The organism is Seonamhaeicola marinus (genome assembly GCF_008085455.1).
This window is the reverse complement of the sequence record NZ_VSDQ01000409.1, coordinates 49858-62731: the sequence shown is the minus strand read 5'-3', so window position 1 is coordinate 62731 and position 12874 is coordinate 49858. Positions and strand designations below refer to the sequence as shown.

Annotated in this window: 13 protein-coding genes; 3 read left to right on the top strand and 10 right to left on the bottom strand. The window is 33.3% G+C overall.

All coding sequences use genetic code 11. The annotated features are described in order from the left end of the window. Positions 1-37: 37 nt before the first annotated feature. Positions 38-2299, top strand: coding sequence for an ATP-binding protein (locus tag FUA24_RS05495; protein ID WP_148540379.1), 2262 nt, complete (start codon positions 38-40; stop codon positions 2297-2299). A gap of 3 nt (positions 2300-2302) precedes the next feature. Here FUA24_RS05495 and FUA24_RS05490 read toward each other — a convergent pair whose 3' ends face one another. The 9 genes from FUA24_RS05490 to kynU all read right to left on the bottom strand — a co-directional run bounded on the left by FUA24_RS05490 (position 2303) and on the right by kynU (position 10715). Continuing rightward, complete coding sequence (locus FUA24_RS05490; RefSeq protein WP_148540377.1) at positions 2303-2944, bottom strand: O-methyltransferase; 642 nt, start codon at positions 2942-2944, stop codon at positions 2303-2305. After that, positions 2944-4029, bottom strand: a complete 1086-nt coding sequence (locus FUA24_RS05485; RefSeq protein WP_148540375.1) for an amidohydrolase family protein — start codon at positions 4027-4029, stop codon at positions 2944-2946. Before FUA24_RS05485 ends, FUA24_RS05490 begins: the two co-directional genes overlap by 1 nt. Positions 4030-4119: 90 nt before the next feature. Then, entirely contained in the window at positions 4120-4659 is a 540-nt protein-coding gene (locus FUA24_RS05480; protein ID WP_148540373.1) for a 3-hydroxyanthranilate 3,4-dioxygenase, read from the bottom strand. A gap of 138 nt (positions 4660-4797) precedes the next feature. Beyond that, positions 4798-5580: an SDR family oxidoreductase gene (locus tag FUA24_RS05475; RefSeq protein WP_148540371.1), complete on the bottom strand. Its 783-nt coding sequence runs from the start codon at positions 5578-5580 to the stop codon at positions 4798-4800. Between the two features lie 73 nt (positions 5581-5653). Then, positions 5654-7096: an aldehyde dehydrogenase gene (locus FUA24_RS05470; RefSeq protein ID WP_148540369.1), complete on the bottom strand. Its 1443-nt coding sequence runs from the start codon at positions 7094-7096 to the stop codon at positions 5654-5656. Positions 7097-7123: 27 nt separating this feature from the next. Next, positions 7124-7534 (bottom strand): RidA family protein, encoded by a 411-nt coding sequence (locus tag FUA24_RS05465; RefSeq protein WP_187388181.1) that lies wholly within the window; start codon positions 7532-7534, stop codon positions 7124-7126. Positions 7535-7645: 111 nt separating this feature from the next. Beyond that, positions 7646-9046: an FAD-dependent oxidoreductase gene (locus FUA24_RS05460; protein WP_148540365.1), complete on the bottom strand. Its 1401-nt coding sequence runs from the start codon at positions 9044-9046 to the stop codon at positions 7646-7648. Positions 9047-9112: 66 nt separating this feature from the next. Beyond that, the gene (locus tag FUA24_RS05455; RefSeq protein WP_148540363.1) at positions 9113-9463 is read right to left on the bottom strand and encodes a hypothetical protein; all 351 of its coding nucleotides are present in this window, start codon (positions 9461-9463) and stop codon (positions 9113-9115) included. Continuing rightward, positions 9456-10715 carry a kynureninase gene (gene kynU, locus FUA24_RS05450; RefSeq protein ID WP_148541084.1) on the bottom strand — a complete coding sequence of 420 codons (1260 nt, stop codon included), beginning with the start codon at positions 10713-10715 and terminating at the stop codon, positions 9456-9458. Before kynU ends, FUA24_RS05455 begins: the two co-directional genes overlap by 8 nt. Positions 10716-10841: 126 nt before the next feature. On the opposite strand from kynU, the gene FUA24_RS05445 reads away from it, so the two are divergent. Continuing rightward, positions 10842-11057 (top strand): (4Fe-4S)-binding protein, encoded by a 216-nt coding sequence (locus FUA24_RS05445; protein ID WP_148540361.1) that lies wholly within the window; start codon positions 10842-10844, stop codon positions 11055-11057. Positions 11058-11255: 198 nt separating this feature from the next. Here FUA24_RS05445 and FUA24_RS05440 read toward each other — a convergent pair whose 3' ends face one another. Next, positions 11256-11903, bottom strand: coding sequence for a hypothetical protein (locus tag FUA24_RS05440; RefSeq protein WP_148540359.1), 648 nt, complete (start codon positions 11901-11903; stop codon positions 11256-11258). A gap of 34 nt (positions 11904-11937) precedes the next feature. On the opposite strand from FUA24_RS05440, the gene FUA24_RS05435 reads away from it, so the two are divergent. Beyond that, positions 11938-12738, top strand: a complete 801-nt coding sequence (locus tag FUA24_RS05435) for a class I SAM-dependent methyltransferase (protein WP_148540357.1) — start codon at positions 11938-11940, stop codon at positions 12736-12738. The last annotated feature ends 136 nt before the right edge of the window (positions 12739-12874 follow it).

The following is a 12874-nucleotide window of genomic DNA, read 5'->3' as shown; positions in this document are numbered from 1 at the left end:
AGATTTGTTAGCTTAGATTTCCCAAATCTCTCAAATCATGTTAACAAGGTTATTTTTTTATTTCTTGTTACTGCCTCTTTTTCTATTTGCTAATGAAGATAGAGATGTAATAAAAGAAATAGACAGAATTAATACGATTTCTCAAAATCATTTTAATGAGCATAGGATTTTAGAATCTTTCAAGGGCTTTTTAAAATCTAAAAAACTGGCAGATTCTATTAGTGACTACTATGGAATTGCAATATCTAACTTTAACTTAGCCAAGATTCATTTTTTAATGAATAATCATGAAGATGCCAAAGCCTATTATAACAATACCTTAGAGGCGGCAAAACGCATTGATAATGACTATTTAATTGCTAATACGTATCTTAATCTTGCAGAAATTTATACCAGGGGATTAAAGTTCTCATTGGCTCAAGACTATTTGGAAAAGTCTATTAGTTTTTCTGAAGAAAAGAATTATCATACCAGTTCAGAAATAGAAGCATTAAGCAGGGTAGCCTTAAAGGCAAGAATAAACTTGTGTAAATTGAGTTTAGATGTTGGAGATTTAGAAGACGCATATATGTGTCTTTTAGTTTCTGAAAAGTACCTAGAAAATATTACTGATAGTTACTCTAAAAGTAGACATAACTATTTCTTTGGATTGTATTATGCCAAAAAGGACTTAAATAATTATGCCTGTAATAAATTTATTGAAGCCATTAAATTAGTTGATTCCGAAGAAGATAACTACGAGTTTCTAAGCGAATTATACAAAGATTTGTCTTTGGCTCAATCTAAATCAGGGAATTCTTCTAAGGCCTATTCTTCATTATTATTACACAATGTTTATAAGGATAAATTAATAAATCAGGAAAAGGTTCGGCAGGAAATTATCGTAAAGTCTAAATACCTTTTAGAAGACTACAAAAATGATATTAAGGAGGCTAATTTGGCCAAATTAGAACAAACAAAGATTGCAAATAAATTAAGAAAAGAAATTATTGCAATATTAATAATGTTAGTTCTGTTAGTGTTATCCCTAACATTTATTGGTTTAGGTTACATATCTAAGAAGAAGTTAACTAAGGCCTTAAAAGTTAGAAATTCAGAATTGGAAATTGCAAGAAATGAGGCTTTAAAATCTTCGGAGTTAAAATCTAAATTTATTTCTAATGTTACCCATGAATTGCGAACGCCTTTGTATGGTGTTGTTGGTATGACCTCACTTCTTTTAGAAAAAAGTAACTTAAAGAAAAAGGACAAAAAAAGACTTAAGTCCTTAAAATACTCAGGAGATTATCTTTTAAATCTTATCAATGATATTTTGCAAATTGGTAAAATTGAAGCTAAAGAGATCAAATTAAAAGAGAGTTCGGTTAATCTTAAATCGCTGTTTGAAAATATTATAAACTCGTTTCAGTCTAGAATAAAAGAAACTAATAATAAAATTAGTATTGAGATTGATAAAGAGGTGCCTAAATACATTCAATGTGATAAGGTTAGGTTATCTCAAATTATTTTTAACTTATTTGGGAACAGTATAAAATTTACGAAAAACGGGGTCATTAGTTTAAAAGTGAAATGTTTAAATAAAACTAATAATAATGTACGTTTGCTGTTTGAGGTAGAAGATAATGGTATAGGTATATCAAAAGATAAGTTTAAAACAATCTTTGATGTGTTTTCGCAATTAGACGAAAGTAATTTTGAGTATCAAGGAACTGGGTTAGGTCTGGCAATAACTAAAAATTTAATTGAGTTATTTGATAGTAAAATTGAAGTAGATAGTGAGGAAGGTAAAGGAACTGTGTTTAGGTTTGAAATTGAATTTGCTATTGATTTAGAACGAGTAGACAAAAAAGAGAAAAAGACAATAAGTAAAAGTTTAATCAATCAAAATAACTACCATATTCTTGTTGCCGAGGACAATAAAATTAATCAAGTAGTAACCAAAAACCTGCTTAGAAAACAGAATTATTCATGCACTATAGTTGGTAATGGTAAATTAGCTGTAGAAGAATTTTATAAAAATAGAGATAAGTACGATTTAATTTTAATGGATATTAACATGCCGGTTATGAACGGTAATGAAGCTACTGAAATGATTTATGAATTTGATAAAGATATTCCAATCATAGCTTTAACCGCTGCCGATATTGAGGAAGTAAAGACTAATTTTGAAGAAATAGGATATAAAGATATTATCATAAAGCCGTTTGATAACTACGAGTTTTTTCAAATAATTAATACTCAAATTCATAAACGTCTTCAAAGGAAAGCAAATGCAGAAGCACTTTCGAATGCCAGTTAGGCACTAGAGCTTTCTGCTAATAGTTAGGCCGTCTCTAATTGGTAAAATTACCGTTTCTAGTCTGGAATCTTCTTTGAGCAATTTATTGTAATCTAAAAGGGCTTTGGTAGAATGATCATCTTTTTTAAGCGTCTCAATAACTTTACCACTCCAAAGAACATTGTCGGACAAGATAATACCACCAGGGTTTAATTTATCAACAATTATGTTATAATAATTAGGATAATTGTCTTTATCGGCATCAATGAAAATAAGGTCAAAATTTAGTTCTAATTCAGGAATAATTTCAAGTGCGTTTCCTAAATGCTGAATAATTTGGTCGCCGTAATTAGACTTATCAAAATACTTTCTTTGGAAGTCAAATAGCTCTTCGTTGACATCAATGGTATGTAAAACACCACTACGTTGCATGCCTTCCGCTAAACATAATGCAGAGTATCCCGTATACGTTCCTATTTCAAGAATGTTTTTAGGGTTTATTAGTTTGGAAATAATACTTAGAACACGACCTTGATAATGTCCACTTAGCATTCTTGGTTGTAATATCTTTTGGTATGTTTCTCTATTGAGTTGTTGTAGTAATTCTGGTTCGTTTTCAGAATGAGCAACCACATAATCGTCTAATTCCTCAGGAATAAAATGCATTAGGATAAAATTCTATTAGTTAAGTTTTGTTTTTCTTGTTCATCATCACCGAACAGCCATTGCAATACATTGTTATACCAAATAGCGTCATACTCGTCTTGATTTAGAATCTTATGTTTCATAGCCAAATCTAAAATTTTACCCGGATATGAGGATTGCTTATCACTTTCCATTTCTCCAAGGGGGTATGGGTCATCTAGCCCCATCACTACTTGGGCAGAACCATGATTTCGGATTAATAATTCTAAACCTCCAGTATCATGAACCAAGGTGTCAAAGAAAATATTTTTATGTCCAACCGCTTTTCTTGGATGTTGCATACCCTCAAAAAGATCTGGTCTTCCATCAAAACCTTGTATACGTCTGCCTAAATTTATTTGAGATAATTGGCTGCCATGGGCAAAACAAGTACGCATGTTAGGATACTTTTCTTGATAACCATTTAAGGTTAAAAAGTGATAGGCATCGGCACATTGGGCCAACATCCAGATGAGGTGAAAACGCCAAGATGTATTTTCTAGTTTTATAAACTTCTCGCCATCATATGGATGAATTTCTACTGCTAGATTGTATTTATTTGCGAGTTCAAAAATAGGCTCGTTTTCCTCGTCATAGATACAACGCCAAGTACCAATGGTATCCATATAATGTGTTGGTAAGCAAAGTAAACGAAGTCCATGTTCTTCTACACAGCGCTCAATTTCCCAACAGGCACTCCTTAAAAAACCTGGATGCACAACAAAACCACAGGTAAACTTACTTGGGTTATCATGCTGAATTCTAGCATTAAAATCATTTTGAAAGCGTAAGGCGCGTTTCATTTCTTCAACACGAAGCCCATTTCCATAAAGCTGGGAAAGGTTAAGAACAACAGCATGGTCTATTTTGTTACGTTCCATCCATTCTAGTTTTTCGTGTAGGAAGAAGCTAGAGTCCGTTACTGGTCGCTTCCAGCCCTTTTGTAGCATGAATTTTTTGTCTTTATCAACCCAAAAAATACCTTTTTCACGCATATAATCTGGTATCTCTTCTGGATAGGGTAGCAAATGTGAGTGACCGTTTATTCTAAGTTTACGCTGTTTCATTACAATATATTATTGAATGGCTATAGTATTGATATCTTTTGTTTAAATGGATTACTTTGTCATTTTTTCTCGTAATGACGATTATTTAATTTATTCAGATGTTTTTTTTCGAGGAGGTTCCATAACTGTTCCACATTCCGAACATGTGCGTTTCTTTTCACTACTGTAAAACTTTTCAAAAATTACAGGCATATCAGTTTCGATATTATCCAATTTAAACTTCTTTCTGTAAAGAAGGTTATCGCAATTTTCACAATACCATTCCAGAGCGTCCTTCATTTTTTTAGAACGAGGATATTCAATGACTAAGCCAACGGTATCAGCCAATCTTTGAGGAGAATGTGGCACTTTAGCAGGAAGTAAATAAATTTCACCCTCTTTAATATGCACGTTTTCCGGTTTTCCGTCATTGATTATTTTTAGGACCATATCACCTTCAACCTGATAGAAAAACTCTGGAGTTTCATTGTAATGATAGTCTTTTCTGTTATTAGGCCCACCAACAACCATAACTATATATTCACCATCTTTCCAAACACACTTATTCCCAACAGGAGGTTTTAAGAGGTGTCTATTTTCATCAATCCACGCTTTAAAGTTTATAGGTTTTACTAATTTACTTTTACTCATAACAAGCCCCTCTTAATCTCCCTAAATGGGGAGAAACTCAAATCGGGTATTTGAGTTTTTTATTTTATAAATATTCTATATAAAGATAATATATCTTGTGTTAATATCCCCTCTCTTTTGACGGGTTAGGAAGGGCTTTTACAAACTTTTTGTTCTTCCTCCATCAACTGGAATGTTAATTCCGTTAATGTAAGATGCTTTATCACTTGCCAAAAAAACAATAGCATTGGCAACTTCGCTGGGGCTGGCAAAACGTTTAGCAGGAGTGCTATTTTTCATTGTCTCAACGACCTCCTCAACGGTAATGTTTTGCTGCTTAGCTTTGTTTTCAATAATTTCATGTAGACGTCCTGTTTCTGTAAAACCGGGCAATATATTATTAACTGTAATGCCAAAAGGAGCTACCTCTAAAGCTAGTGTTTTACTCCAGTTTCCAACAGCTCCTCTTGTAGTATTACTAACGCCTAAACCAGGAATAGGCTCTTTCACTGATGTAGAGATAACATTAACAATTCTACCAAACTCCTCTTTTTTCATAAATGGAATGGTGGCTTGTGCTAAAATATGGTTGCATTTGAGGTGCATGGTAAACGCACTTTCAAATTCTTCTATTGAAGCACTTAATAGGGCACCACCTTTAGGACCGCCTGTATTATTAATTACGATATGAAAGCCGTGATTGTTATTAATAAAATCTTGAATTTTTGTTTTTAAATCTCCTGGGTTTGAAAAATCGGCAACGATATAACTATGAGATCTCTGTTTTGGTAATTCCTCCAATACAGCCTTTAACTTTTGTTCATTTCTCGCCATAAGGGTAACGTTTACGCCTTCTTCCGCAAGGGCTATGGCTGTTGCTTTCCCAATTCCCTGTGTGCTGCCGCATACAAGCGCATATTTATTGTTTATGTTAAGGTTCATTTTCTTAAAGTTTTTAATGCTAATTAAATAAAAGTGTTGCTGTAGAATTAGAATTTGGATCCATAGTGTAAAATCAATATTTAATACAAATATTTTTTTGTTGGGTAAAAAAACGTAGCGCTTCAAAACCACCTTCACGACCAACACCACTTTCCTTTATTCCTCCAAAAGGAGTTCTTAAATCGCGTTGCATCCAGGTATTTACCCATACGATACCAGATTGTAATTGTTTACTCAGTATCATTGTTCGTTTTAAATTATTTGTCCATAGGGTTGCCGATAACCCATATTTAACATCGTTAGCTAGTTTTAGAGCTTGTTCTTCCGTTTCAAACGGCATTATTGTTACAATGGGACCAAAAATTTCTTCCTGATTAAGTTTACAATCGTTTGAAGATACCTCAATTATTGTGGGCTCAAAATAGTATCCGTTTTCATAATTTTCTAAAGAAACTTTATTACCTCCACAAAGGATAGTGTGTCCTTCGCTTTTGGCAATTTTAATATAACTTACTACTTTTTCCAGATGTGATTTAGAAACTAGTGCTCCAATAGTCGTTTTAGAGTCTGCTGGATGCCCAATAACCAGTTGTTTTGTTTTTTCAACAAAATCATTTTTAAATTTTGAAAAGATACTGGCTTCAACAAAAATTCTACTTCCGCACAGGCATATTTGACCTTGATTGGAAAATGAAGAACGCAAAGTAGTTTCAAGCATATTATCATAATCGCAATCCGCAAAAATGATGTTGGGGTTTTTTCCTCCTAATTCAAGGGATAGTTTTTTAAATAGGGGGGCAGCGATTCTAGCAATATGAGCACCTGTTGCCGTTCCTCCTGTAAAAGAAATTGCTTTAATTTCTGGATGTTCAATTATGGCTTGTCCTGCTACATTTCCTAAACCATGAACAATATTTAAAACGCCTTTAGGTAATCCAGCCTCGTTACAAATTTCTCCTAAAAGATAAGCTGTTAATGGTGTAACTTCACTTGGTTTAGCAACGACACAGTTCCCAGCAGCTAATGCAGGGGCAATTTTCCATGTAAACAAGTACAACGGTAAATTCCAAGGTGATATACAGCCCACAACGCCAATAGGTTGTCGCAATGTGTAGTTAATAGCGTTTAAACCGGGCATTTCATGGCTTTCACTGGCAAATTGAGTTATGGCATGACCAAAAAAACGAAAGTTATCTGCTGCTCTAGGAATGTCAACTGTTTTGGCTAAACTAATTGGTTTGCCATTATCTTTACTTTCTGCTTCTGCAAAACGTTGTAAATTAGATTCTAACAATTCGGAAATTCTGATAAGAATCTTGCTTCTTTCTTTTAACGTGGAGTTAGACCAGTATTGGAAAGCCGACTTAGCTGCATCATATGCCAATGCTATGTCTTCTTTTTTAGAATCAGGAATTTGTCCGTAAACTTCACCATTTGCCGGGCAATAGTTATCTAACCATACGTTTTGTATTGGGTCTACAAACTTTCCGTTAATGTAGTTTTTAATTAGTTCCATTTCTATTTGGCTACAATTAAGCCGCAATTAAGAATCACTCAATTTTTTATAGGCTGTAACTTTAATTTCTATTAATAAATCAGGATGTGGTAATTGATGTACTGCAACTGTTGTTCTAGTAGGGCCTGTTTCTTTATCAAAGAACTCTGCATAGGCTTTGTTATAGCCTGCAAAGTCATTCATGTTAACCAAAAAGGTAGTAACATCTACTACATCTTTTAGAGAAGCTCCTTCATTTGCTAAGTTCTTGTCTATATTTTTTAAAACTTCTCTGGTTTGAACTTCTATATCCAGTTTTTTAGTCCCCATATTGTCCAGCGTATCAGCTCCCGCAATTGTGTTATCTGGTCTTCTTGAGCTTGTGCCAGAGACATATATAAAATCGGCAACGCGTTTTGTATGAGGGTATGCACCTCTAGGTGTTACTTTTTTATCCATAATTATAGGCCTATTATTAACGTTATAAATAGAACGTATGCTTAGTTGAGTATGTAAGACTCGTTATATTTTTTTTTACCCTTGTTCTAAACAAGGAAGAAGGATGCTTTTTTATCTTAGCTTTGCAATAGTGTCTTCCTCAAGAATATTTTGCGTTTCCTCTTTTATCTTTTCTAAAACGGTTTTTAAATTTTCATTTAAAGAGATATTGCCATCCGAAAGCATGTTTAAAATTGCTTTATCTTGAGCTCTTCCTTTTAGCATTGCTTCCGAATAACTCAAATTTTCATTAAAAGTTACTAATGAGTATTTTGACGAATATTCCAGTGGAAATTCTTTTTCTAATGCCATCTCTAATTTACGCTTTTCCTGAAAAATAGGATTGGCAACATGATCTCTCATTTCGAAATAATTATCTATGGCCAAATCTGCAATGGCATCGGTGTCTTTTTTGCGCTTTGTTTCGTAAGCTTTTAAAGTCTCTTCCCAATTATCGAGTTTAAGGTCTAAGATCTGGTCAAATTCAACAACATCTTCAAAACTAGCATTCATGCCTTGACCGTAAAACGGTACTATGGCATGTGCTGCATCTCCCATTAACAATGTATTTCCTTTGAAGTGCCAAGGAGAACATTTAACCGTTCCTAAAGGCGATGTAGGGTTGTTATTAAAATCTTCTAATAGGTTCGGCATTTGTGCTAATGCATCTGGGAATTCTTTTTGAAAAAATTCAAGTACCTTTTTATCCGTATCTAAATTGTTGAAATTATACTTCCCATCCGCATAGCTTAGAAATAGTGTTACCGTAAAGCTTCCATCTAAATTTGGAAGTGCAATTAGCATAAAACTCCCACGTGGCCATATATGTAAGGCGTTTTTATGTATTCTAAAACTGCCATCTCCTTTGGGTAAAATACTTAATTCTTTATAACCATGAGAGAGGTAGTTCTGAGAAAAACTAAACAGAAACTTTTTACCTAAGTAATAGCTCTTTCTTAAAACAGATCCCGCACCGTCGGTACCTATGATCAAATCGGCGTCTTCTATAAATTCAGATTTGGATGTGTAATCTTTAAATAGGGCGGTGGTTTTTTCAAAATCTACAGAAAGACATTTTTTGTTGAAATGAATGTTAACGTTTTCATGTTGTTCTGCTTCATCTAATAATAAAGCGTTTAAATCTCCGCGCGAAATGGAATTGATATACTCATGTTCTCTACCGCTATAATTAGATAAGAAGGTATTGCCCTTGGTATCATGGATCATTCGTCCATTCATTGGAATACAAAGTGCTTTTACTTTGTTTTCTAGTCCAACTAATTTCATGGCTTTGATTCCTCTGTTAGAAAATGCCAGATTTATTGAACGTCCTGCACTGATATCTACTTTACGTAAGTCTGGACGTTTTTCATAAACCGAAACATTAAATCCTCTTTGGGCAAGTCTTAACGCTAATAGGGAGCCGCATAAACCTGCTCCAATTATTAGTATGTTTTGTTGTTTTTCTTTCATTTTTGTCATCCTGAACTTGTTTCAGGATCTTAGTTTATTGTTTATGCCTAAGTAGATTTTATGGCATTAATTTAATATTTTTTTGAGCTTCTGAATTTCTTCATAACTAAGTCTAAAACTTCTTAAGCTTAAAGATTTTGCCTTGTTTTCAGAGTTTTCAAATTTAATATTATCATTATTTGAATTAAATTCAATATTTGAGAAATTATTATATTTCGAATTTAGTACTAATCGGTTTTTTACTAGGCATACAATTCTCTTATTTGTAATTAAGAAATAGTCCTTGTCTTTGTTTAGGATAAAATACAATAATCCAATCAAAGAATTGTCGATAAAACCGCGTTCTGAGGCTTTTTTTAAGAAAAACTTTTGTTCTTCCTTTTCTAGAATAGAATTAATATACTTAAAACTATTCATTCAAAATAGTTTTCAATTTTTCGACCAACACGTACACATCCTCAAACGAATTATAAAGAGGTACTGGTGCGCACCTTATAACATCGGGTTCTCTCCAGTCTGTAATGACACCAGCTTCTGTTAATTTATGATGCAACGTTTTATCTGCATTTTTTACTTGAATGGATAATTGGCACCCACGTTCTTCCGGATGTTTTGGAGTAATTATTCTAATTATATCATCGCCTAATTCTTTTAATAAAAATTCGAAATACCCCGTAAGTTGTTTAGATTTTTCAACTAAAGCATCAATACCTACTTCATGAAAAATGTCTAAAGAAGCTTTTATTGCTGCCATTGATAAAATTGGCGGATTACTTAATTGCCAGCCTTCTGCACCTGGTAGCTGATCAAATTCATCTCGCATAGTAAAACGTGTTGCCTTATTGTGGCTCCACCAGCCTGTAAATCTATTTAAGTCTTTGTTATGCGCATGTCTTTCATGTACAAAACAACCTGCTAAACTCCCAGGTCCAGAGTTTAAATACTTATAGGTACACCAAACAGCAAAATCGGCTCCAGAGTCGTGTAAATTCAGTTTTACATTGCCAGCGCCATGAGCGCAATCAAAACCTACTTTGCATCCATGTTTATGGCCAAGTTCTGTAATCCGTTTTAAATTAAAATATTGTCCTGTGTAGTAATTAATCCCTCCAATCATAATCAGAGCAATCTCATCACCTTGTGTATCAAGAATTGCTTCTAAGTCTTCATATCGCAATAGCTCTTCATTGTCTCTTGGTTGCCAAAGTATAAGCCCTTCGTTATGATCAAATCCGTGGTGACGTAATTGTGATTCTACGGCATATTTATCAGAAGGAAACGCGTCACTTTCAATTAAAATTTTGTAACGCGTTTTAGTAGGTTTATAAAAGGAAACCATCATTAAATGAAGATTAGTAGTAAGGGTGTTCATTACTACAACTTCAATAGGCTTAGCGCCCACCACTTTGGCCATGCTTTCGGTTAAAAACTCATGATAGGGTAACCATGGGTTTTTAGCTTCAAAATGTCCTTCTACACCTAAAGCAGCCCAATCGGTTAATTCCTGATTTATATAGTGCTTTGTAGATTTTGGTTGTAGACCCAAAGAATTTCCGGTCATATAAATAAGATTGTTTCCGTGCTTGTCTTTGGGAATATAAAATTGATCTTTATAAGGTTTTAATACGTCTTTTTTATCTTGTTCTAGCGCAAAATCTAGCCCTAACATATATACTGGCAATGTGAAAAGTTTATCGGTTTCTAACAAAAATAAGAATTATAAAAATGACCTTATTATCAAATTCGAAGATAATTTTAAAGTGATTTTTTTGTATTTTTAGTAAAAACAAAAGGTATGGCAAAAACAAAAGAATATTCTAATGGTGAAGTTACAGTTGTATGGAAGCCTGAGATTTGTACACACTCAGCTATCTGTGCTAAAGGCCTTCCTGAGGTTTTTCAGCCAAGAGAGCGACCATGGGTAAAGGTAGATGCGGCTTCAACAGAGGTAATTGTTAATCAAGTTAAAAAATGCCCTTCTGGAGCATTAAGCTATTATATGAATGCATAGAAGTGCTTAAAACCTAATTTAAATGTAAAGGAAAAGGGCTTTAACCATTGGTTAAAGCCCTTTTCATATATATAGGCGCAAATGCGGAAAATTATTTTTTATTTTATATACGGTTTTGGTCGGACAAAAGATGTTTTCTTTACAACTAAAACCTATTTTTTTTCTTCAATAATTAATATGCAAATGCTATGCCAAAATTTATTCTAAAGTAACCTTTATTTCAGATAGTTTTACAATTGGTTTTCCATTTTCCCTTGTATGATCTGTTGCAATTTTTATCCCGTTGAAATCTTGAAGGTTTTCGAAGGTGTTAATTAGGTTAGGTTCTGGGCTATTCCCTCTTCTAAATATCCATTCTTTAATTATATAGTCATCATTATAAAAAATATCATAGGCATCTCCAGGTGTGTAACCTCCTTCATTGGAGTAGGTTATGGTTATTTTATGCATTGTAGTTTTAGCAACAGGAGCAGTAGCTTCAATAGGCTCTGAAATACTAGCTGAAGTATCCCAAACTAATTGAAACGGAATTAGTAGCCAAAACTTATCATTAATAAATGCTTGATCAGCTTTATAAGACGTTGTATCAACAGATTTAGTGTTATAGGCAATAGTATCGGTATCTGTAGTAAGTTTTACATCATTTGTTTTTGGGTTCCAGTTCCAAAGGCGTTTTTTTCCAAATCTAAACTGTATTTCAGAAACTTTATCCCAGTTTTGGAAGCCATGGGCATTGGCGATTTTTTCGGCTACTGTTAGCTGAGGTTCTGAGATAACTTTACGCTCTTTTTGTTTACAAGAAAAGGAAAGTGCTAATAGGCTTAAGATTAGTATGGTTTTTTTCATATTTTTAAAATTTTAGTAAAGATAAGATTTAGTAATGAGTAAAAATGAAACCTATTTTAAAACTAACAAAGCAACTTGGAATGAAAAGGTAAAAGTACATTCTAAAAGCGAGATGTATGATTTGGAGGCTTTTAAAAATGGAAAATCTTCATTAATGCCTTATGAACTAAATGCCTTAGGTGATGTAAAAGGTAAGTCCTTATTACATTTACAATGCCATTTTGGACAAGATACTCTAAGTTGGAGTAGGTTAGGTGCTAAATGTACAGGTGTAGATTTGAGTGATGAAGGTATAAGTCTAGCTAAATCTTTAAACACTGAATTAAAGCTTAATGCTGAATTTGTGTGTTGTAATGTTTTAGATACGTCCCAATTTGTAAATGACACCTTCGATATTGTGTTTACAAGTTATGGTGTTATTGGATGGTTACCCGATTTAAAACCTTGGGGGAAAATGATTGCTGAAAGGCTAAAAAACGGTGGTGCTTTTTATATGGTTGAGTTTCATCCAATAGTATGGATGTTCGATTATTTAGAAGGAAAACCTTTAATGCGATATGGGTATATGCAAGATGAGGTTATATATGAAGAATATGAAGGCACGTATGCCGATGAAAATTCAAGTATGATTAGTAAAGAATACGCTTGGAATCATGGTATGGGCGAAATAATAACAGCTTTAACGGATGCCGGCTTACATATTGATTATTTAAAAGAACATAATGAAAGTCCCTATAATGTATTGCCAGATTTAACTAAAAATAGTAGAGGCATGTACGAGACAAAAGATAAACTTTATCCACTTATTTTTGAATTAAAGGCAACTAAAGTTTAAAAAAACAAAAAACACCCTACTAAATGTGTTATACTAATACTTAATAAAGCCATTTCTTTCCTAATTGTGTTTAGATTTATTCCTAAGGTTGAATAGTTTTTATAATATTGTCCTCAATTTTCGTTAGGAGAAATTA

Bases quoted from the DNA above. Each gene is read 5' to 3' on its own strand.
- FUA24_RS05455 (WP_148540363.1), bottom strand. From the start codon at position 9,463: ATGAATAGTTTTAAGTATATTAATTCTATTCTAGAAAAGGAAGAACAA.
- FUA24_RS05460 (WP_148540365.1), bottom strand. From the start codon at position 9,046: ATGAAAGAAAAACAACAAAACATACTAATAATTGGAGCAGGTTTATGC.
- FUA24_RS05480 (WP_148540373.1), bottom strand. From the start codon at position 4,659: ATGAGTAAAAGTAAATTAGTAAAACCTATAAACTTTAAAGCGTGGATT.
- kynU (WP_148541084.1), bottom strand. From the start codon at position 10,715: ATGTTAGGGCTAGATTTTGCGCTAGAACAAGATAAAAAAGACGTATTA.
- FUA24_RS05445 (WP_148540361.1), top strand. From the start codon at position 10,842: ATGGCAAAAACAAAAGAATATTCTAATGGTGAAGTTACAGTTGTATGG.
- FUA24_RS05475 (WP_148540371.1), bottom strand. From the start codon at position 5,580: ATGAACCTTAACATAAACAATAAATATGCGCTTGTATGCGGCAGCACA.
- FUA24_RS05440 (WP_148540359.1), bottom strand. From the start codon at position 11,903: ATGAAAAAAACCATACTAATCTTAAGCCTATTAGCACTTTCCTTTTCT.
- FUA24_RS05490 (WP_148540377.1), bottom strand. From the start codon at position 2,944: ATGCATTTTATTCCTGAGGAATTAGACGATTATGTGGTTGCTCATTCT.
- FUA24_RS05470 (WP_148540369.1), bottom strand. From the start codon at position 7,096: ATGGAACTAATTAAAAACTACATTAACGGAAAGTTTGTAGACCCAATA.
- FUA24_RS05435 (WP_148540357.1), top strand. From the start codon at position 11,938: ATGAGTAAAAATGAAACCTATTTTAAAACTAACAAAGCAACTTGGAAT.
- FUA24_RS05495 (WP_148540379.1), top strand. From the start codon at position 38: ATGTTAACAAGGTTATTTTTTTATTTCTTGTTACTGCCTCTTTTTCTA.
- FUA24_RS05465 (WP_187388181.1), bottom strand. From the start codon at position 7,534: ATGGATAAAAAAGTAACACCTAGAGGTGCATACCCTCATACAAAACGC.
- FUA24_RS05485 (WP_148540375.1), bottom strand. From the start codon at position 4,029: ATGAAACAGCGTAAACTTAGAATAAACGGTCACTCACATTTGCTACCC.